This is a genomic window from Peribacillus sp. (genome assembly GCF_059453735.1).
Window position 1 is genome coordinate 1 of the sequence record NZ_JAZVJO010000053.1, and the last position, 21999, is coordinate 21999.

At 37.7% G+C, this 21999-nt stretch carries 20 protein-coding genes and 1 pseudogene; 10 read left to right on the forward strand and 11 right to left on the reverse strand.

Annotation, left to right across the window (positions count from 1 at the left end):
- The first annotated feature begins 115 nt into the window (after positions 1-115).
- Both AC52RT_RS01735 and AC52RT_RS01740 read left to right on the forward strand, forming a co-directional pair.
- Entirely contained in the window at positions 116-1855 is a 1740-nt protein-coding gene (locus tag AC52RT_RS01735) for a BglG family transcription antiterminator (RefSeq protein WP_495539153.1), read from the forward strand.
- 5 nt (positions 1856-1860) lie between these two features.
- A complete protein-coding gene (locus AC52RT_RS01740) occupies positions 1861-3003 on the forward strand; it encodes a mannitol-1-phosphate 5-dehydrogenase (RefSeq protein WP_495539154.1) in 1143 nt (380 codons plus the stop codon).
- 57 nt (positions 3004-3060) lie between these two features.
- Here the strand turns inward: AC52RT_RS01740 and AC52RT_RS01745 are convergent, their stop codons facing one another.
- The 6 genes and pseudogenes from AC52RT_RS01745 to AC52RT_RS01770 form a co-directional block, all read right to left on the reverse strand.
- A complete protein-coding gene (locus AC52RT_RS01745) occupies positions 3061-3729 on the reverse strand; it encodes a vWA domain-containing protein (RefSeq protein ID WP_495539169.1) in 669 nt (222 codons plus the stop codon).
- Positions 3730-3801: 72 nt separating this feature from the next.
- A pseudogene (locus AC52RT_RS01750) lies at positions 3802-4314 on the reverse strand (TerD family protein); the annotation flags it as partial.
- A gap of 142 nt (positions 4315-4456) precedes the next feature.
- A complete protein-coding gene (locus AC52RT_RS01755) occupies positions 4457-4618 on the reverse strand; it encodes a hypothetical protein (RefSeq protein ID WP_495539155.1) in 162 nt (53 codons plus the stop codon).
- Between the two features lie 199 nt (positions 4619-4817).
- The gene (locus tag AC52RT_RS01760; RefSeq protein ID WP_495539156.1) at positions 4818-5444 is read right to left on the reverse strand and encodes a spore coat protein; all 627 of its coding nucleotides are present in this window, start codon (positions 5442-5444) and stop codon (positions 4818-4820) included.
- 147 nt (positions 5445-5591) lie between these two features.
- Positions 5592-6809 (reverse strand): GAF domain-containing sensor histidine kinase, encoded by a 1218-nt coding sequence (locus AC52RT_RS01765; RefSeq protein WP_495539157.1) that lies wholly within the window; start codon positions 6807-6809, stop codon positions 5592-5594.
- A 289-nt stretch (positions 6810-7098) separates the two neighbouring features.
- Complete coding sequence (locus AC52RT_RS01770) at positions 7099-8292, reverse strand: ornithine--oxo-acid transaminase (protein WP_495539158.1); 1194 nt, start codon at positions 8290-8292, stop codon at positions 7099-7101.
- Between the two features lie 202 nt (positions 8293-8494).
- On the opposite strand from AC52RT_RS01770, the gene AC52RT_RS01775 reads away from it, so the two are divergent.
- The 5 genes from AC52RT_RS01775 to AC52RT_RS01795 all read left to right on the forward strand — a co-directional run bounded on the left by AC52RT_RS01775 (position 8495) and on the right by AC52RT_RS01795 (position 12613).
- Entirely contained in the window at positions 8495-9883 is a 1389-nt protein-coding gene (locus tag AC52RT_RS01775) for a sigma-54 interaction domain-containing protein (RefSeq protein WP_495539159.1), read from the forward strand.
- An 88-nt stretch (positions 9884-9971) separates the two neighbouring features.
- The gene (locus tag AC52RT_RS01780; RefSeq protein WP_495539160.1) at positions 9972-10172 is read left to right on the forward strand and encodes a hypothetical protein; all 201 of its coding nucleotides are present in this window, start codon (positions 9972-9974) and stop codon (positions 10170-10172) included.
- Between the two features lie 209 nt (positions 10173-10381).
- The gene (locus AC52RT_RS01785; protein ID WP_495539161.1) at positions 10382-10543 is read left to right on the forward strand and encodes a hypothetical protein; all 162 of its coding nucleotides are present in this window, start codon (positions 10382-10384) and stop codon (positions 10541-10543) included.
- 235 nt (positions 10544-10778) lie between these two features.
- A complete protein-coding gene (locus tag AC52RT_RS01790; protein ID WP_495539162.1) occupies positions 10779-11699 on the forward strand; it encodes an ABC transporter ATP-binding protein in 921 nt (306 codons plus the stop codon).
- The gene (locus AC52RT_RS01795; protein WP_495539170.1) at positions 11696-12613 is read left to right on the forward strand and encodes an ABC transporter permease; all 918 of its coding nucleotides are present in this window, start codon (positions 11696-11698) and stop codon (positions 12611-12613) included. Before AC52RT_RS01790 ends, AC52RT_RS01795 begins: the two co-directional genes overlap by 4 nt.
- Before the next feature lie 165 nt (positions 12614-12778).
- Here AC52RT_RS01795 and abrB read toward each other — a convergent pair whose 3' ends face one another.
- Positions 12779-13063, reverse strand: a complete 285-nt coding sequence (gene abrB, locus AC52RT_RS01800; protein ID WP_340848983.1) for a transition state genes transcriptional regulator AbrB — start codon at positions 13061-13063, stop codon at positions 12779-12781.
- A gap of 410 nt (positions 13064-13473) precedes the next feature.
- Between abrB and AC52RT_RS01805 the strand changes: the two genes are divergently transcribed.
- Complete coding sequence (locus tag AC52RT_RS01805) at positions 13474-13719, forward strand: ParB N-terminal domain-containing protein (RefSeq protein WP_340848982.1); 246 nt, start codon at positions 13474-13476, stop codon at positions 13717-13719.
- Between the two features lie 106 nt (positions 13720-13825).
- Here AC52RT_RS01805 and AC52RT_RS01810 read toward each other — a convergent pair whose 3' ends face one another.
- On the reverse strand, positions 13826-15745 hold the full coding sequence (locus tag AC52RT_RS01810; protein WP_495539163.1) for a heavy metal translocating P-type ATPase: 1920 nt from the start codon (positions 15743-15745) through the stop codon (positions 13826-13828).
- Between the two features lie 347 nt (positions 15746-16092).
- Between AC52RT_RS01810 and AC52RT_RS01815 the strand changes: the two genes are divergently transcribed.
- On the forward strand, positions 16093-16386 hold the full coding sequence (locus tag AC52RT_RS01815) for a phasin family protein (RefSeq protein WP_495539164.1): 294 nt from the start codon (positions 16093-16095) through the stop codon (positions 16384-16386).
- 20 nt (positions 16387-16406) lie between these two features.
- Positions 16407-18080, forward strand: coding sequence for an ABC1 kinase family protein (locus AC52RT_RS01820; protein ID WP_495539165.1), 1674 nt, complete (start codon positions 16407-16409; stop codon positions 18078-18080).
- Between the two features lie 132 nt (positions 18081-18212).
- On the opposite strand, the gene AC52RT_RS01825 is transcribed toward AC52RT_RS01820, so the two are convergent.
- From AC52RT_RS01825 to xylB, 3 genes are all read right to left on the reverse strand, one after another.
- Positions 18213-19337 (reverse strand): NADH-dependent flavin oxidoreductase, encoded by a 1125-nt coding sequence (locus AC52RT_RS01825; protein ID WP_495539166.1) that lies wholly within the window; start codon positions 19335-19337, stop codon positions 18213-18215.
- A 179-nt stretch (positions 19338-19516) separates the two neighbouring features.
- On the reverse strand, positions 19517-20509 hold the full coding sequence (locus AC52RT_RS01830) for an aldose 1-epimerase (RefSeq protein WP_495539167.1): 993 nt from the start codon (positions 20507-20509) through the stop codon (positions 19517-19519).
- Between the two features lie 21 nt (positions 20510-20530).
- Positions 20531-21999, reverse strand: a 1469-nt coding sequence (xylB, locus tag AC52RT_RS01835) for a xylulokinase (RefSeq protein ID WP_495539168.1), incomplete at its 5' end; no start/stop codon positions are given.

Genomic DNA, 21999 nt, shown 5'->3' on the forward strand with positions numbered 1-21999 from the left:
ATTAGAGCTGTTTCCATACCAAAAGCATTTTGAGCCATCGCCACGATCGCTTCGTTGTTCGGGATAACACCATCAATATCGAAGCCCTTCTCAAGCATTTTCCCAAAAAAATTGAGTGATCAGTATTACCACCTTAACATCCTATTTGGACGAATTGACAGAATGGATGAAGAATTACCAGGTCATTCTTTCAAGAAAACGTGGTGTGGGCATTAGTTTAGATGGTACAGAAAAAAACAAAAGAAAAGCACTTGCCGGCTATTTTTTATTGCATTTCAATGAAGAGCTGATTGAAGCTCTATTTCTTTTAGAAAAAAGCGAAGTTTTTCAAGATAAGATCTTAGGGTATTTTTCACCAGATTTTCTGCTGATCACTGAACGTTTAGTCAATGAAATCATCTATAAAGGCCCTTCAAAACTAACCGATAGTGACTATGTTGCGCTCATTATAACGATTTGTATTTCCATGCAAAGAATAAAGCTAGGATTTCTTCTAGAAGATGATGAGGAACAACCTCCTAATGAAATACTAGAAGAATACAGCATTATGGAACAGTTGTGTAAAAAACTCGGAGAAAAATATTCTATCGTGTTCACAACCAAGGACATTTTTTTATTAGCTGTTACTTTGAAAGGATCTAAAATCCATACAGCAGAAGCTATTCATGATGATAGTGTATTACTCGGATCCCATATTAAAAATGTCATTCGAAATATATCGGCACAGCTTAATATTGATTTAACAAATGACTTTTCGCTTTTTCAAGGACTTCTTGCTCATATGGAGCCCTCTCTTTTTCGGATTCAGCAAAAGATGGATTTGTTTAATCCATTAACAGATGATATCAAAAAAAAGTATCCCGTACTGTTCATGGCCGTAAAGGACAGTTTGGAGAATGAATTCACTCATTTAGAATTCCCCGAAAATGAAGTCGCCTTCATTGTTCTGCATTTTGGTTCAGCTTTACTGTTAAGTGAAGAGGCTATGTCGATTAAATCCCTCGTGGTCTGTCCTACTGGAATTGGAACGTCTAAAATGCTGGCAAGCAGGATAAAAAAAGAGATTATCGAAATAGATACGGTCGAAATAAAATCGATTAAAGATTTAAATCAAGTAAACCTAAACCAATATGATGTCATTATATCTACTGTAAGACTTCCATTTATGGATGTAGATTATCTTCTGGTAAGCCCCCTGTTGAGTAGTGAAGAAATAAAAACAATAAGGACCTACCTGCAAAAAAATCTACATACTCTTACAAAAAATAAATATCATTTAATGGTGAATGGGAAAGAAAAAATTCATTCGCGTAAACGGAAGCAGTCAATCACTGACGTTTTAAAAGAAATTAAAGAGGTACAATCTAGTATAGAAATTATTCTCAAAAATTTCTGTGTTTATCAAAAGAAGAATGAATCTTATCAGCAGGTGATCTTGGAAATGATTCATTCAGCTGATCAAAATCATCTTTTATCTCAGCCTGAAGCAGTTTTACATGAAATTATGGAACGGGAGAAATTAGGCGGGCTTGGAATTCCACGAACAAGCATGGCCCTTTTCCACTGTCGCCATGAAAATGTTCATGAATTGATATTCCAGATTACCCACTTGAACACCCCATGCATAGTTACAGGAATGGATGGAAAAGATCTACCCATTAAAAATTTAATGCTCTTAGCAGCTCCTAGAATTATGAATGCCAGAGAGCAGGAAATACTCAGTCTTATAAGTACAAGTTTAATTGAAAACGATGAAGCCATACTAGCATTTTCATCTTCCAATGAGGATATGATTCGATCTAAATTGGAAGCTATTTTCTTAGAGTATCTTCACAATAATCTAATAAAGGACTGATATAAATGAAAAAAGTCGTTCACTTTGGTGCAGGTAATATCGGAAGAGGATTTATCGGAGCACTATTTTCCCAGTCAGGTTATCATGTAACTTTTGTAGATATTGCTGATGAAATAATTAAACAATTAAATCAAGAAAAAACCTATCTTGTAAAGCTGGCAACTGAGCAAGGAGAAGCTACCAAAATTGATCATGTCTCTGGTCTTAATAATATGACACAAGAAACAGACGTAATCGAAGCAATAAAAACTGCGACATACCTTACCACTGCTATCGGACCTAACATCCTGCCGCATATTGCGCCATTAATTGCTAAAGGAATAACAGAAAGAGTTAAGGCATCGGACGAAAAAATATATATTATTGCTTGTGAAAACCAAATTTCAGCTACTGACATATTGAAAAATTTCATCTTAGAACATCTGGATGAAGAAACAAAAACAGCCATGCAAGATAAAGTGTCCTTCTTTAATTCAGCAGTAGACCGGATTGTTCCCATTCAGAATACAAAAGGATCTCTTGATGTTCTTGTTGAATCCTATTATGAATGGGTGGTCGAAACAAAAGATACCATTCCTCATGTTGAAGGCATGACCATTGTAGAAGAGTTAGCGCCTTTTATTGAAAGAAAACTGTTTACGGTTAATACTGGACATGCTGTTATAGCCTATCTCGGTTATCTATCAAATAAAGCTACAATTGATGAAACATTAGCAGATCCTGAAGTCCTGCAACAGGTTAAAGCCACATTGAATGAAACGGGAGCCTATTTAATTAAGCAGTATAATTTGAATCCAGACGAACATGAAAAGTACATTAATAAAATTATTCAACGCTTTAAGAACCCCTATTTAAACGATGGAGTAACAAGAGTAGGCCGCTCACCTATACGTAAGCTTGGTCCAGAAGATAGACTAGTACGACCAGCAGTCCAAGCACAAAAAGCCGGCCTCAGCTTTGACTATCTTGCCAAAGCAATGGCTGCAGCCCTGCACTTTGATTGTCAAGATGATCCCGAAGCAGTAACCATTCAAGCGATGATCCAAGAACATGGAGTATTCCATGTTTTAAAAGAAATTAGTAACTTAGACGAAAATGATGAAATAGCAAGAACAGTCGTTCATCATTATAAATCCATGAAAAATTAAACAGAATGACTAGTAAAAGGGGAATGAACTTTTGTTCATTCCCCTTTTTTCTACCACTCATTTTAATACACTTTTTTGTTTAGCCTCTTTTAACCACATTGGAAATTCGTTTAATAGCTGTTCGTACAGTTCTTCATCCGATACTGTTTCAATATTCATGAAATGAAAGAAATTGGCATTGTCGACCACTCTGCCTTCCATTGTATCTAATTTTCTTAAAACATCAAAATTGGCATCACCAACGCCAACAAACTGCCAAAAAATTGGCTTGTCCGAAGATCCTACAATGAACTTTTTAATGCCTGATTTACAGCCGCCATCATTAATAAATACTAGGAATACAGGCAGCTCACTTGGCTCTTCTTTAAGATATTTTTGCATAACATCTTTCATAACTTTGGGTTCATCATTTCTCCCGAATTTATGAATTGTATCATTCGTCAAAATCTGTTCATTCACATAACCTGAAAAGTCTTTTTCCGTTACTTGAGGCAAACGGGTAAATTCATTGTCATAAATCCAAACGTCCAACGCCCCGTCATCATCAAATTGACTAGCAACTGCTAAAATTCGTTCAACAACTTTTTGGACTGTGCCATCATTATAAAGTTTCCTCATCGAGCCGCTAATATCTAAAACCAAACCTACTTTGGCTGTAACATGTTGTATTTGTTTTTTCTCAAGCACAATTCGAACTTTCTTTTTTAATAAAGAAACGGTACTCATTTGCTGTGGAGGACTCTCCTTCTTAACGGGTTCTGTGGAGGGCTCACCAACTTCAACGCCGTATTCAGTACAAAGATCCGCTAACCCGCCAAAATAACCTGCACCTACTGCCTCGTACTTCCATTCTCCCGCATGACGATACAAAGTACCAAGAACAATAGCATTTTCATTAGTAAAAGAGTACGTGATTGGAAAAGTTGTTAACACGTCCTTTGTCTTATCATTAATAACTTGCATCTCAATCTCTGATACATTTGCAAATATATTCCCCGTTGCTTCAGGTTGATCAATGGTCAGCGTAAAGACAATCTTTTGAACATCCAACGGCACTTGAGGTAGGTTAATGACAAAATGAGGCTTCTCTAAATACTCTAATCGTACCGAACCACAGCTAGAGACAGGTTGTCCATAAAACACAAAATCTTCTTCCCTGACAACTTCCCCCTTTTCACCAATCATAAAAGCAGATGCATCAATCTCCATATCTTTTCCTGAATGCCATGTCATTTTCACATCTACTAATTCTCTATCTGAATGATTCTTTGTCAAATCCATTTTTTGGCCTTTAACTATTGTCAAACTCATTTCTATTCCCTCCCTTGATTATCTTCTTTTATTATGCAATAGTTCATTACTTTTTTCAGCAAAATAAAAATGCGATTCCCACTTGGAATCAGCCTTGTTTATTTTGCTGCTTGTGACATACTTATTCCCCTTTAAACATGATTTAATAAACGATTCCTTTAAATAAAATCTTGGCTTGGTTCCCTAATTTCTTTTGCCTTTGAAAATCTTTGACCTTCTTTATGGCATCCATCATTCCAGTTGCTTCAATAATAATCTCCTGTTGTTCGATGTCGTAATCAAGTATAAATATATAATCCTTCATAAAATCTCCCCCTATAGCTATAGTTTATAAATTGATTATATTGAACGTATAGTTTTTTTATGTATTTTCATTAAGTTAGTGAATGCGCTTACATTTTATTTCAATATGAAGGAACAGCTTTTCATAGCATTAAAAAGAATATCTTATGGTTTAACAATCCCTAAGGACTGTTAAACCACTCTGTTGTCTTTTCGTAGAATTAATGAGGCATCGGCGGCTGAGACTGTGCTGGTGCAAATCCATTTACCATTTGTTGAATATCCGCAGGGGCAAGCTGTGGAACTTGATAATAATGATGTTTGTTTTGATATAGTGATATCTCATAAGCCATCTCTATGCAGTTTGGAACAGAATCAGCAAAAACGCGGCGAACCACTGGATTTGTAAGTTCTAACGTTGACATAGCTTTCAAAGATGCCCCTGCTTTGACTTCTCCTAGCATAAGACTCGAAATACATTCATCAGTAATATCAGACACTGATTGTATTGGTTTCTTTGGCTGTGACGGCTTAAGTCCATAAATAAAATCATTACCTTGTTTCATTTTATAACTTTGTGTCGGTTTAGACGGATCCATTCCTGTCTTAAAGCACTCTATAGATATGTTATATTCCTCTTGAATAAACTGATACTGACGATCTAGAATATCCTTTAACTCTGGATCTTTAATATGTTGGCGTAACAAGGTATACAAGTTTAATGTATTAATTGTCCCAGTTAGGACTTCGTGTACATCAAATAACTCATGACCCCCATGATTCATTTGCGGGGGCACAGCACCTGTTTGCATATTTTGATGAATTTGTTCTTGTTGATTTTGCTCCATACATATTCCTCCTCTTAAACGTAATAGGTGAACAACAACTAGTATGGTAAAAGGTCGAAAGAACTATTCTTTACATAGATCAGTAAATGAAAAAAAAGAAGAAGATAACCTAATTAGACAACTTCTTCTTTTTTTCTATAAAAATTCCTATTTTAGATGAGATACTTTAATTTCAAAGGCGAAGGTTGAACCTTTATTGGTTGATTCTTCAAGCCAGATACTTCCAAGCATCATTTCAACCAGCTGCTTACAGATAGGAAGACCGAGTTGACTTCCTCTTTGCTGTTCTCTATATCCATTTTTCACTTTAGGAAATGCTTCAAACAATGTTGCTTCTTGGTCATTTTCAATCCCCACCCCGGTATCCTTTACTGTGAAGAGTAATGTGACGCATTCAGGAGGATCATTATTTAAAATTAAGGTAACCGTAATAGTTATCCTTCCATGTTTCGTGTACTTTACAGCATTTCCAACTACGTTATGAAGAATTTGCCGAATTTTATAATCGTCTCCCAATAATACTAATGGGATAGCAGAATCGATGAAACTTTCAATTAAAATTTGTTTTTTTTCAGTTTCGGGAACATATTGTTGGATCACTCGTTCTACACAAGCACGGATATCAAAAGGTTGAAGATTCATTTTCATTTGACCTGAACCTAATTTTGAAAAATCTAAGATATGATTCAATGTTGTAAGTAGGGATTTCCCACTTGTCTCAATAACCTCTGCATATTCTACCTGTTCATGTGTTAATTCAGTAGATCGCAGCAATTCTGTCATTCCCATAATCCCATTCATAGGCGTTCTGATTTCATGACTAAGGAGGGCTAATAAATCAGATTTCTCCTGATTAAGTTTATCAATGTTTCGTGAAGCTAAACGCAGCTCCATCTCATCCATTACGATTTGTGCGAGTGTTTTTAAAATTGCTACCTCTTCTTCTGTAATCGTCCGCGGTTCAAAATCAATTATACATAATACGCCAAGATTTTGATTATCCTGCGTGGTCAGTGGGACTGCTGCATAAAAACGAAAACCCATTTCACCTGCAACCAAAGGATTAGCTAGCGAACGTGGATCGATACTGGCGTCTTCTAAAATATACGGATCATGACTAAGAATAGCAGAAGCACAAAGTCCAGGTTCACGATCAATTTGATCCATATCAATCCCATGATGAGATTTAAACCAAATGCGATCACTGTCGACAAGACTAGTTATGGCAATAGGGGTTTTTAGTAGTTGTGAAGCAAGTGCAGTAATTCTATCAAATGCACCATCTGGAGGTGTATCAAGTATCTCGTATCGTTTCAACGCATTAATACGTTTCTCCTCTATATGATGTTTTTCTAGTTCATTCATCATTCATCCTCCGATTACAATCCCTTAAGGATGCTAGAATGTAAAAAATTATTGCTTCAAGCCTTATTCTGCTTTGAAGTATTTACTGTTCTCATACATGTCGTTTGCAATATTATCATGTAAACAAATGTTAATCAAGAAACGATTAGGTTTCACTGATAAATACATTTACCATGTAATTTCTGCGGGTATTAGCAGCAAAAAAAAAGAGAGTAACTCGGGTATCGAATCACCTCTTCTAACTAAAAAAGTTCTGAAAAGTCTTCCCTTTTCCGATATAGAATTCTTCTTATGATAATATTTGTTTAATTTGATCAATAGCAAAGTCCAGCTCTTTTTTTGTTATGGTCAGCGGCGGAGCAAAACGAATCACTGTATCATGGGTTTCTTTACATAGTACATGTAACTCTTTTAATCGTTCGCAATAAGGTCTTGCTTCTTCAGTTAATTCTACCCCGATGAATAAGCCTCTGCCCCGAATTTCTTTGATCTTAGGACTCTTAATTTCCTGTAAGCGTTTCATAAAATACTCTCCAAGTTCTAATGAACGTTCGGCAAGCTTTTCTTCTTCAAGTACTTCAAGAGAAGCAATGGAAACAGCACAGGCTAAGGGATTACCACCAAATGTCGAACCATGAGAACCAGGATTAAACACGCCAAGAATTTCACGATTTGCAGCAACACACGAAATGGGGAATACTCCACCCCCCAGCGCTTTCCCTAAAATATACATATCAGGGGTTACTTCATCCCAGTCTGAAGCAAAGGTTTTCCCTGAGCGTCCAAGTCCAGATTGGATTTCATCGGCAACGAATAAAACATTGTTTTCTTTGCACAGTTCAAAGGCTGCTTTTAAAAATCCTTGAGGAGGAATAATGATTCCAGCTTCACCTTGAATTGGTTCAATTAAAAATCCAGCCGTTTGAGGCGTAATTGCTGCTTTCAATGCTTCCAAATCACCGTATGGAATCAGCTTAATTCCTGGCAGCATTGGGCCAAAACCTCTTTGATATTCTTCCTCCGAAGACAGTGACACAGCGGCCATCGTCCGGCCATGGAAATTACCTGTACAAGCAATAATCTCCGCTTGATTCTCAGCAATCCCTTTCACGTCATATCCCCAGCGTCTAACAGATTTAATTGCTGTTTCTACTGCTTCAGCACCCGTATTCATTGGCAGCGCCATATCCTTTTGTGTCAGTTGGGCTATTTTTTGATACCATGGACCCAGCTGATCATTATGAAACGCACGAGATGTCAATGTCACACGATCTGCTTGATTTTTTAAAGCTTCGATAATTTTCGGATGTCTATGTCCTTGATTCACAGCTGAATAAGCACTTAGCATATCTATATACTTATTTCCATCAGGATCTTCCACCCATACACCTTCGGCCCTTGTAATAACGATTGGGAGCGGATTATAGTTATTCGCACCGTATTGCTCTGTTTGCTCGATTACTTTTTCTGTTTTCGTTCTCATACAAATCCCTCCATCATGTTTCTTTCACTATAAATATTGCAAGATTTGTGCCAACATAAAACACTTTAAACCATGACGTAATCACCCTCCCTGCAAAGAGTTTTTGCAGGGAGGGTGCAAAAATTGGTGCATACGTGCAAAGAAATATTGCACCAATAATATTATTGATTTACACTATTTACTATAAATAAGGGGGGATTCAATGTTTTTAGATAATGAAGATTATCATTCTATCTTATATTCACTAACAGATGTGATTGATATTGGCATACATATAATCGATCAAAATGGACGAACCATTATTTACAATAAGAAAATGAGTGAAATCGAAGGCATGTCTTCAGAGGATGTATTAATGAAGAAAATCCCTGAAGTTTTTAAGTTCCATAAAGAAACAGAAAGTACATTAATTCGTGCTCTCCATCATGGTCAAGAAACCAAAAACTCTAAACAAACTTACTTTAATAACCGTGGACAAGAGATCACTACCATAAATAATACTATTCCAATTTTCAATCAAGACAAAAAAGTGATCGGAGCAATTGAAGCAGCTAAGGACATCTCCAATCTTGAACGATTAATCAAAGATACTCTATTAAATAAAGGCGAAACGAAATATACCTTCGAAAGTATTATTGGAGAAAGTGAGAATTTCTTAGCTGTCATTGAACAAAGTAAACGTTCAACTAGAACAGCCTCATCCATTCTCATTGTGGGTGAAACAGGGACAGGAAAAGAATTATTTGCCCAGAGCATACATAATGGCAGTAATCGATCTGCTATGCCGTTTATTAGTCAGAACTGTGCTGCTCTTCCAGATAGTTTAATCGAGAGTATCCTTTTTGGTACAAAGAAAGGTGCGTTTACTGGTTCCATTGAACGTCCTGGTTTATTTGAACAAGCACATGGCGGAACTATTCTTCTAGATGAAATCAACTCACTGAATCCTCAATTACAGGCAAAACTACTGCGTACGATCCAAGAACGAACCATTCGCAGAGTAGGTGATACGAAGGACATAGATATTGATGTTCGGATTATTGCAACGATAAATGAAGATCCATTAGAAGCCATTGCAAACGGTCATTTACGAAAAGATCTGTATTACCGTCTAAGTGTGGTCACAATATTTATCCCTCCGCTTAGAGAACGCAAACAAGATATCCACCTGCTGGCACATTCATTTATAAGGAAATTTAATGATTTGTTCGATTTAACAATTGAAGATCTCAGTGAGGAGAGCCACTCTCTTTTTTATGATTATGAATGGCCGGGAAATGTAAGAGAGCTTGAACACATTATTGAAGGCGCGATGAATTTATTAGAACCCACGGATAAAACCATTCAAACCTCACATCTGCCCATTTTATATAAAAAGAAAGTTCCTGCTAAAACCAATCACCATGAAGAAGTTTCTGAACCCTTACGTTCACTTGAAGACTATCTCTCAACCACTGAAAAATTATATTTGGAAAATGTACTAAAGCAGTATCACTTCAATGTCTCGCAAGCTGCTAAAGCATTACAAATAAGCAGACAAAGTCTCCAATATCGATTAAGGAAATATCAAATCAAATCATTTACTGTTTGATTATCCATTCTTCCAGATCACACAATAGCATTTATAGGTTCATGCGATATGATATGATAATGGAAGTACATAAACATGGGAGGCCTTCATGAAACGTTTCAAAACTATTTTCGTTGTAATGATAGTTGTTGCAGTCCTAGCGATATGGATCCTTCAAAAGGATCACTCAGCGGTAGACCTTCAATGGCGTATATTAATAGCCGCAGGCGGATCACTTTTATCCGGCGTGTTGGCTTATTTTCTTCTACAAAAAGACATCGAACATGTTGATTCAACACCCGATAAGTAATGCTAAAAACCCACTTCCAAAAGTGGGTTTTTTTCAGACTTATTTCTGGTTTCTTCCTGAGAGTCCAATCCTCTACCCTCCCCGTGTTTATTAACAGTGACAAATCACGAAACCCCAATTACAACTCTATCAATCACACTCACCTAAGCAGCTGCGATCGAATTAAAAGGTCAATCGGGTGGAGCTCTCCAACCTTCTTTTCTATTAATATGATTTCGCCGAATTCACCTGAACTTGTCTACATCTGGCGTATACGCTGCGGAGTAAATGGACCTGTAATTTGGGTGGATCTTGATGGAATCAGCTTGAAAATGATGAACAATCACTATTTCCAAACAGTTTTCCATGTTGATGCAAGTGCGCAAGTGTGAGTTTAAGTCCTGTCAGCTACGAACTAACTGGACAAGTGAACCCCACACCCATTCCAGTTTCAACATTCAGGCTAGGTAGAGATTGTGTGGACAAACTCCCCTTTATACTTTAGATAGTTATTTCTGTGTTTATTAGACAGATAGTTTGTAACATGCTAGAATTTACGGGTAAGTCTTACATATATTACCTTTAAATAACACATATGTTGTAAGAGGAAAAAAGGAGAGTGTCAGTTTGGAGAAAGTAATAACCTTATCGAATGTATCGAAGAAAATTGGCAAAAAGCTGATTATTGATAATATCAGCTTTGACGTCCATGCTGGAGAAGTGTTTGGATTTCTTGGACCTAATGGTGCGGGAAAAACAACCACAATCAGAATGCTGGTTGGCTTAATGAAGATTACTTCCGGTGATATTAAGATCGGCAAGTATAGTGTTTCCACAGATTTTGAAAAGGCAATTGCCCAAGTAGGCGGTATTGTGGAAAACCCAGAAATGTATAAGTTTATGTCAGGTCTTGATAATCTAAAGCAATATGCCCGAATGACCAAGGGTGTAACTAAAGAACGAATCATGGAAGTGGCCGAACTGGTCGGACTTCAGGATCGTTTAAAAGAAAAAGTCAAAACATACTCACTGGGTATGAGGCAGCGTTTAGGTATTGCGCAAGCATTACTCCACCGGCCGAAGATATTAATACTCGATGAACCAACAAATGGCTTGGATCCTTCTGGTATACGTGAAATTCGGGATTATATTAAGATGCTTGCCCGCGAAGAAAATATGGCGGTTATCGTCTCCAGTCATTTATTAGCTGAAATGGAAATGATGTGTGACCGAATCGGCATTATCCAAAACGGTCGGATGATTGATGTCCAAAACGTTAACGATATGATGACTGAAGATAATAAAAGTTATTTGATCGATGCAAGACCCATTTCTACAGCATTAACTATCCTGCAAGCATCTTTTACCGACGCGGTTATTACTCAAGGAAAACGGTCTATTGAGATTACTGGGACTTCTATTAATATGCCGAATATTATTAAAACACTCGTTGAAAACAACTGTGAAATCTATGAAGCAGCGCCTATTAATAAAACTCTAGAAGATAAATTCCTAGAGATAACTGGTAATAAAGGGGGCGTTGCATAATGGGCCTTTTAGCAAATGAATGGATTAAGATATTCAAACGAAAAGCAACGTACATCATGATTGGTATTACACTCCTTCTGGTGCTCGGTACAGCCATTGCGTTATATTTCTTCGATAAACCGGATACGAATAGCGAAAACGGGGCTTGGAAAGTAACACTTACAGAAGAGAATAAAAATTACGCAGATGACGAAATGATGAAGCCGTATATTGCTGAAAACCAATATCGGATTGATCATAATCTACCACCAAACGCGACATATAATGTCTGGGACTTCATGACAGATGCAGTGAGTTTTATATCGTTCGTCGCTCTCTTTACGATTATTATTGCGGCAGGTATCATTGCAAATGAATTTAGTTGGGGTACCATCAAATTATTGCTAATCCGCCCTATCAACCGTGTAAAGATCTTGCTTAGTAAATACATAACCGTTTTATTATTTGCTTTGTTCATGATTAGCATCCTATTCGTCTCAAGCTTTCTATTCGGTTCTATTTTCTTTGGGTTTGAAGGTACCCAGCCTTACTTGGCATACGTTAATGGTGAAATAGTCGAACGTAATATTATTATTCAATTACTTATTGAATATGGCTTAGAGTCAGTGGGACTGCTCATGTTTACGACACTAGCCTTTATGATTTCGGCTGCATTCCGTAACAGTTCACTTGCTATCGGACTAGCAATCTTCTTTTTATTATCAGGTAATATTATTACCGGAATAATCGGCGCTTACTATGATTGGGCAAAATACCTTATATTTGCCAATATTAATCTAAGTCAATATATTAATGGCTCAAGTCTTATTGATGGCATGACAATGACCTTCTCTGTGATTATGCTGGCTATCTACTTCTTTATCTTTATGGTTATCGCTTTTGTAGCCTTCGTGAAGCGTGATGTGTCTGCTTAACGAATAGTAAAGAAAAAGAGAAACCCCAAAAGTTCGGATAGTGAATTATCCAAACCTTTGGGGTTTCTCTTTAGACAATAAATGCCTGATGGAACAAAAAGAAAAGCAATATCAATAATCATATCACTTTAAACATCAATCCTATTTATTTATCTGTATTATTGTTTATTTAGAAGCTTCGAAGTTTGCTTGAATTTCTTTAATTAGAAGTTCTGCACCTTCATGGCTTAAAATTAAAGACCCGTTCGCTAATTTAAGGTTATTATCAGACGTTTCCCCAGTAATTTGGCATGTCATGTTTGGTTGATATTTCTTTAGGATAATACGTTCTTGTTCAACATATATTTCCAATGGATCCTTCTCCATAATGCCAAGTGTACGGCGTAATTCTTTAGGGATAACGATTCTACCTAATTCATCGATTTTACGAACAATTCCTGTTGATTTCATTTCTAATTTCCTCCTGCTGATTTCATTGTAATACGTGAAATTCTTCACACAAATCATATTATTATACCAATATAATAATATCACTTACTGCCAATAACGTCAATTATACTATCTTTCACCATATTCTTTTTTTATACCTATTATTTAGTACATTTCTAATTAAAAAACCTATTTCTTATATATTTCACCAGTTTATGAAATAATAATATTATATCATTATAATTAAACCTTCTCATAATCTGAATGTGCTGGGTAGACAAATTATTTTATAAATAGTTCATTCTAGTCTAAAAACCAGTAATTGTGAATCTTCCACTTCATAAAAAGTCAAAAATTTTGATTATTTTTATTTTGAAAGGTCATTTTCATCTATTAGCGTATATAATTAATAGTAAGAAGAGGTGGTAAACTTGAAACCAGTTGGAACAGAAGGATTTATATCATTAGAAGAGATTATAGTATCCGAGGAATTCTTGCATTCACATCCTAGTGATGACAAAACCAAGGAAGTTATGGATTATGTTGTTCGGACCGGTAATTTAGATGAACCTATAACAATAAATAAAGATACTAATGTCCTAACAAATGGCTATCGCCGTTACTTGGCAGCTAAGATGGTCGGGATGAACGTAGTACCTATCAATTATGAACAATAAGTATACATAAGCTGCAGCGATCATGACTGGTATACAGTATGGTCGTTTTTTCAAATGCAATAAAAAAATGCTGATCATGATTTCTGATCAGCATTTTTTATTGGTATTAATTTTTTAATAAGCGCAGACTATTGAGGATAACTAAAATTGTACTTCCTTCATGTCCAATAACTCCATATGGTAAATCAAGAAACTGAAGGAAATTAGAAGCAATCAAAACCATAATAACTAATATAGAAAACACAACATTTTGTTTGATGATTCTGTTCATTTTCTTTGATAATTTAACTGCTTCAGCAATGCGCGGCAAATCATTTTTCATTAATACGACATCTGCTGTTTCGAGTGCAACGTCAGTTCCTTCCCCCATTGCAATCCCGATAGACGCGGTTGCCAGCGCTGGGGCATCATTGATGCCGTCACCAACCATTGCCACGGTACCAAACTGTTCCATTAACTTTTTAATTTCATCAACCTTCGTCTCCGGTAAACACCCAGAAATATACATATCTATGTGACTTTCAGCAGCAATTACTTTCGCTGTTTTTTCACCATCTCCGGTAAGCATAACCGTACGAATCCCCTCTTTACGAAGAGCATCAATCGCTGCAATTGTGGTATCTCGAACAACGTCTTTAAGTGTTATGATACCGGCAATGCCCTGTTCATCTCTAACATAGACTACGGTTTTCCCTTGTTCTGCAAGCTTTTGTCCAATTCCATTTTGAAATTGTTCCGCTTCGAAACCCCCAACAAATTCGGCTCGGCCTGCTTTCCAAAGTACTCCGTTTATCATGCCCTGTACACCGTATCCTGAAATATCTTCCATATTTTCAGGCTTAATGAGCGGTTTATCTATTTTAGTCTTGGCATATCGTACAATCGAAGCTGCCAATGGATGGTTCGAATATTTTTCCACAGACGCGACTGTGAATAAAAAATCAGCCTCTGAAAGATCTTCACGAACAACAACATCTGTTACTTCTGGTTTTCCTTTGGTTAGCGTTCCTGTCTTATCAAGAGCTATTGCCTGCATAGACCCAAGATTTTCGAGATGGACACCGCCCTTGACTAAAATTCCATGACGAGCACCGTTGGAGATAGCGGATAAGGTAGCTGGCATAATGGACGCGACCAGTGCACACGGAGACGCGACAACGAGCAGGATCATTGCACGGTAGAATGTTTCTGTCCAGCTCCACCCTAAAACGAAATGCGGCAGGAACATCATTAAGGCAACAACGGCCAAGACAACTTTCACATAAGTACCTTCAAAGCGTTCAATAAAAAGCTGTGAAGGTGATTTTTCACTTTGTGCAGATTGAACAAGCAGAATAATTTTTTGAAACAACGTTTCACTGCTAGGCTTAGTAATTTCTACAGTAATGGTTCCTCGTAAATTAACAGTTCCAGCGAATACTTCATCTTTCAAGCTTTTACTGACAGGAAAAGATTCTCCTGTAATTGCGGCTTCATCCAGATTCGTTTTCCCTTCTGTAATTACACCATCAGACGGTACACGTTCCCCAGGTTTAACCAGAATTAAGTCACCTACAGCTAAAGCAGAAACGGCTACTTTTTCTTCAAAGCCATTATTTATGCGAAGAGCTTCCTCTGGCTGCAAATCCATCAAAGCTGAAATTTCTTTATGACTTTTGTTCATTGTATAAGTTTCTAATGCACCGCTTAAGGCAAATATGAAGATTAATATAGCACCTTCTGTCCAGTAGCCAATGATGGCAGAACCCACTGCGGCAAGGATCATCAACATTTCAACATTCAATTGCTTATCTGCTATTGTATCTTCAATACCCTCCTTCGCTTTGGCGTATCCGCCAATAACGAAAGCTAACAGATAGATAACAATCGAAGATGTCTCCATGTCAGCTTTAGCTAATATCAAGCCTATAACAATTAATACACCGCTAAAAAGAGCGGCAATAAGTTCAATATGTGGTTTAAGTTTATCCAGAATAGAAGCCTCACTAATTTCATTCTGTCTAAGCGCTTTTGATTCCTCAATCATCATTTTCCCTCCAGTAGTGTTCAATCATTCATCTAGATGAAACTCATTCTCATTTGAAAGATATCTAATTGAGAAAGATAATCAACTTCATTCTATTCAAAAAGTAGGAAAGGCTGCTTTCGTTCAAGGAACGAAGACAGCACTAGTGAAACAGTTATATGGAAATTCATTCGTTTTTCTATATTCATATTATCATAATCAACCCAATAAATAAACAATAATAATTCTAATCTAATAAAAATAATTAAAAACAGAAAATGGATAACTTCTATTTATTCTTGCTTTTAATTTGGTACGGTCTGCTCAATGTTGTATGATTTAAGAAAGAAACTAGAGGAGGAATTTCAATGAAAAACGTGCTTAGTCAGATTTTTTCTTTAGGTGTAGGAGCTGCCGTAACGACCAAAGAGCAGATGGAAAAGGTCTTCGAGGACCTCGTTGCTAAGGGAGAGCTTAGCCGGGCTGAATCAAAAGATTTGCTTGAACAGTTAACCGAAAAGAGCAGCCAAGCCAAGCGCGATCTTGACCATCAAGTTACATCACTCGTTGCCACGGTACTCAAGGATTTGAACCTTGCCTCTCAGAATGAAGTTGATGCATTAAAACGGAGAATTGAGCTGTTAGAGCAAAGACTCCAATAATCGTGTAAGGAGGGGTTCATATGATAGGAAAGCGGATGAAGCATGCACAGCGCTATCAGGAAATTATCAGTGCTTTTTTAAGGAACGGCTTTGGCTTTCTAATAAAAGACTTGGGCTTACTGGAGCGTCTTCCTTTTCAAAAAAAGGTCATTTCTGATAAAAACTCAAGAAATCGTACGACTGGTGAAAGACTGCGGCTGATGCTTCAGGAATTGGGCCCAACCTTTGTAAAGTTAGGACAGATGGCAAGTACTCGACGTGATATATTACCCGAAGACATTATTTTTGAACTGGAAAAATTGCAAGACCAAGTTTCCCCCTTCAGTTTTCAGCAAGTTCGTCAGATTATTGAGGAAGAATTGGGTGACGATCTCGAAAATTTATATGTTGAATTTGATGATAAACCACTGGCGACGGCCTCTATTGGGCAGGTTCATATGGCAAGACTGCATACGAATGAACGTGTCGCCGTTAAGATCCAGCGTCCGCATATTCGGCCTTTAGTGAAAACAGACCTTGAAATACTTGATGATTTGGCTCGTATTATGGAGTCTCGTATTGAACGAGCCAAACGTTATCAACTGAGAGAAATTATCGAAGAGTTTTCGAAATCACTGTCACTGGAGCTTGATTATCAAACAGAAGGACGCAATAGTGAAAAAATATCTCGACCTTCATCTGAAGATGAGACAATTAAGGTTCCACGTGTTTATTGGAGCCATACAACTGCTAAAGTCCTGACAATGGAATACATAAACGGTGTAAAAGTCAACAACTTGTCTAGACTCGAAGAAGAAGGGTACAACAGAAAAGTAATTGCCGAACGAATTGCCCATTCAATGCTTCATCAAATACTCATTGAAGGTTTTTTTCATGGTGATCCGCACCCAGGAAATATTGTCATCCTGCCAGGTGATCGTATTGTCTGGATGGACTTTGGTATGGTTGGACGACTTTCTGCAAACATGCAGAATCAATTTGCCTTACTTGCCTTGTCTATGAAGAGCGGCAGTACGAACGGAATTATTAAAGCCATCTCGGAAATGGGTGTTATTCCAATTGAAACAGACATGTCTGCGTTACAAGTAGATATAGATGAATTAAGGGACAAGTATTATGATGTTCCCCTAAGTCAAATCAGTCTTGGCGGCGCAGTAACTGATTTGCTGTCAGTAGCCTACAAACATCAAATCATGATTCCTGCTGAATTAACCATGTTGGCAAAAGCTCTCTTAACCGTGGAGGCCCTTGTTGAAATGCTGGATCCAGATTTCAGTATTATGAATGCAGCCGAACCCTTTGGCAAGCAATTATTAAAAGAACGGTATAATCCAAAGAAAATTGCCGCCAACGCTTGGGAGCATCTTACTGAGTATACAGAAATTCTTGCCGATCTTCCGAAGAAACTGCGTGAGGTTGCATCCACCATTCAAAAAGGCAAAATGCGCCTTGAGATTACTATTCCTGAGTTAAATATATTTTTGAATAAGATGGATCGCATTTCAAATCGACTATCTTTTGCCATTGTCGTCCTCGCTTTCAGTATCATTATGGTCGGCTTAATTATTGGTTCTTCCATTTCAGGCCAAGCCTCGCTTCTATGGAAGCTTCCTGTGATTGAAATTGGTTCATGTATTGCCTTACTCATGTTTCTTTGGTTGATCTTCGCCATTTTTAAATCTGGAAGATTTTAGTAATTATTTTTATTCTTATTCTACAGAAATGGGTTTCCTATACCACGGGAACCCATATTTTGTTTAGGTAGATAATGAAAAATTCTACTTTCTACATAAAAAAACAGCGGAAATAAATCCGCTGCATCTATTTTATTCTACGACAGGCATCCAGCCTGGTACGTTTATTAATTTATCCCATAAAGGATCAGGTATCACTAGTTCCTGCTGAGCTTGTTTGGACAATGTTGTCCGGATGGTAGCTTCTTCTCCAGCTTCAACTTTTTGAACCCATTTTGGTTCCATTAGTAATTCTCTGCCTAATGCGATAAATGGAACGCCTGTGTTTAGTGCATCGGCTACCTCGTCAGGTGTATGCAATGATCCGACACCAATAACTGGAACCCTACTGCCAACTTTTTCATGTATTTTTACAATACGCGATTCCGATTTATCTTTATCACGGAACGAACCATTCCAGAAATGCATCACTGAAACATGCAGATAATCTAGTTCTTGATTGGCTAGCGTATCAACGAAACTCATTGTATCTTCAAGTGTAATTCCTGGATTACTGCCTTCTTCAGGTGATAGACGGTATCCGACTATAAATGGATGTTTCGCAAACTTTGCAACAGTTTTTTTCACTTCAGCAATGACAGCAAGCGGGAAGGCCATTCTTTTTTCTAAAGATCCACCCCATTGATCATTTCTACGATTGGAATGAGGAGAGAAAAACTGTTGAAGTAAGTAGGTATTTGCTCCATGAATTTCAACGCCGTCATATCCAGCTTCAATTGCTCTTCTAGTTGCTTCACCAAAATTTTTAATGGTTGCCTGTATTTCTGATTCAGTCATTTCACGCGGTACTTGTGCGCCTTTCTGTTTTACCGCAACAGCACTGGCAGACACAGATTGTTGATCAGGCAGCAACTCAGGCGGACTCATTCTTCCGGCATGGAAAATTTGCAGAATTGCCTTCGAGCCTTTAGATTGGATAGTCTCTGCCAACTTTTTCAGACTTGGAATATAACTGTCATCTGCTGCACTGAATTGGCCCGGGAACCCTTTTCCCCCAGTTTCGATATAAGCAACAGCAGTAATCACTGCGCCAACCCCGCCAGAACGTTCACTATAATAAGCAAGTTCAGATTCCGATACTTCATCATTGTCCTTTGACGAATAATTGGTCATTGGCGCCATCATAATACGATTTGTTACTTCTACACCCGATGTAAAGGTATATGGTTCGAATATCTTTTGATAATTAGATTTCATTTATTTGCACACTCCTTATATTTTCCCCTGCTATATCTTAGGAGTCTCTATTCTCATACTTCTTGGTGAAAAAGTCGATAAATGTGCTCACGCAAACTCTCTATATTATCGACTAAAGAAAAGAAAAAAAACTGTTTACCCGCGAAGGTAACAGTTTTTTTCTTTATAAGACTCAACCCCTAAAATGTATCGACAATCAGCTCACTAATCAAGTTCACTTCTTCTCCTGGTTTCAATTCACGGAATCCCGTTACTGAATCAGGCAAATCTACATTTGGTGCATCCGTAACCCATGTATATGGCTCTGGGCAGACAAAACCGCTTAAGTCTTTTCCATTTCCATTGAAAAGCACCCAGTGTCCAAAACGTTGATCACATTTATAATGGATCCTGATGCCTTCATTATGATCGGTAATGACTGCTTCATTAACAAGCTCTGATTCCTTGGCATAACCATAAACATCATCGAAGAGTTTATCAGAAACCAAGATTCCTTGCTGAAAATCTTCTGCATCTGTCAGTTTGCGGATTTCCCCAGTAGGAAGCATACGCTCATTAAGCGTCCAATGTTCATCTACTGGCAGCGAAACTGTACAATTCTCAAGAGCCCCGTCTGCTGAGATGGGCAAATTAAACGTAGTATGATAACCTAGTCCCCATGGAAACTTCGTCGTCCCATGGTTACTAATCGTTGCGTTTGTTGAAAGGACACCGCCATCTAATGTATACGTCATCTTTACAGAAAATGAATGGGGAAATTGTTTCGTAATACTAGTAAAGTCATCACTATTGATTTCTGTTACTATACGAACACTTTCACCATTTCGATCTTGTTTCAATACTTTCCACGGTTTATCATATAAAAAACCATGCAGATGATTATTATATTTTTCTTCATTTTTAGTAAGTTGGTAGGTTTGGCCGTCATATGTAAACATGCCACTGTCTATTCTGTTTGGCGGAAAAAGGATTGGCATACCATAGAGTACTGGATTTTTTTCATACTGAGCCTTACTTTCAGGTACCCGTAATAAGTCAGCGTCCTTTGATTTCAATTTTAACGATATTAGATTACTGCCTAATCCAGGTAAAAGTACTGCTTCTAGCTGACTATTTCCAAATACGATTGCTTTTTCACCAAGATACTGACTTTCTTTAATATAACTAGACATTTCGAAACCTCCATTCTATATTTATTGTCCCTTGAAATTTTGCAGAGTTGCACATATCTCCTTGGTTTTACCGTACACATTTTGATAGACAGCGAACAACTCTTGATAACGGATAACCGCCTCAGGATTCGGCTCGTATATAGATGCTGTTCCAATAAATGTTTTTGAACAATCTTCAATCGTATGGAACCAACCTGAACCAACAGCTGCTAAGATCGCTGCTCCCATTGCAGGCCCTTGTTCACTCGTAAGCGTCAACACTCGTGCGTTAAAAATATCAGCCTGCATTTGCAGCCAAACTGGATTCTTTGCACCGCCGCCTATAGAAACAATTGATTCAATCTCTTTTCCTTGGCTTCGGAAAATTTCCAGCGATTCCTGAAGTGAAAAGGTGATTCCCTCCATAACAGCCTTAGCAAAATGTTTCTTTGTGTGCGTCTCATCCATCCCAATAAAACTAGCACGTATGGAAGAATCAGCATGAGGCGTCCGCTCTCCATATAAATAAGGAGTAAATAACAGACCGCCTGACCCAATCGGCAATTCTCCTAATCCTGCTGTTAATTCCTCAAATGTCTCTCCATCTGCAAAGGTTTCTCTAAACCATTTTAAACTCTGTCCGGCAGAAAGTGTCACCCCCATCGTATAATAGGCATCTTCCTTTCCATGGTTGAAGAAATGAACCTTACCGGCAAAATCACGGTTTTTTTCTTCCTCATAGGATAAGATAACTCCAGATGTGCCAATACTACACAGAGTTTTCCCTGGTGATACTATTCCTGCACCAATCGCGCCGCAAGCATTATCCGCACCGCCAGCCATTATTTTGGTATCTGTGGACAGTCCCGTTTGATCAGCAATCTCCGAGATCAAGTTTCCAACACACGCACTCGATTCAACAAGAGGCGGACAAATAGAAAGCGGGATTGAAAATTTGGAGGCTATTTCTTCGCTCCAGTTTTTATTAATTACATCCAATAGTAAGGTGCCGGCCGCATCCGAATAGTCCATGTGTATGGCACCCGTTAGTCGGAAACGCAGATAATCTTTAGGAAGCATAAATACCGCTGCTTTTGCAAATAATTCTGGCTCATACTGCTGAACCCACAAAAGCTTTGGCAGGGTGAATCCTTCCAGAACCGCATTCTTCGTAACGGCAAGTACCGTATCTCCGAATTCCTGAATAATTTGCTGACATTGAGGGGTCGTGCGTGTATCGTTCCAAAGAATTGCATTCCTAAGCACCTGCATATTATCGTCAAGTAAGACTAGTCCATGCATCTGTCCAGAAAAACTAATCCCTTCGATATCGGAAGCAGAAACACCAGAACGAACCGTTAATTCCTTCAACGACTTAACGGTTTGATTAACCCATTCTTCTGGATTTTGTTCACTATAACCGGATTTCTCATGAATAAGTGGATACTCTTGTGCAGTTTCATCACATACTTCACCCAGTTGATTCACCAATATCGATTTAACTGAACTTG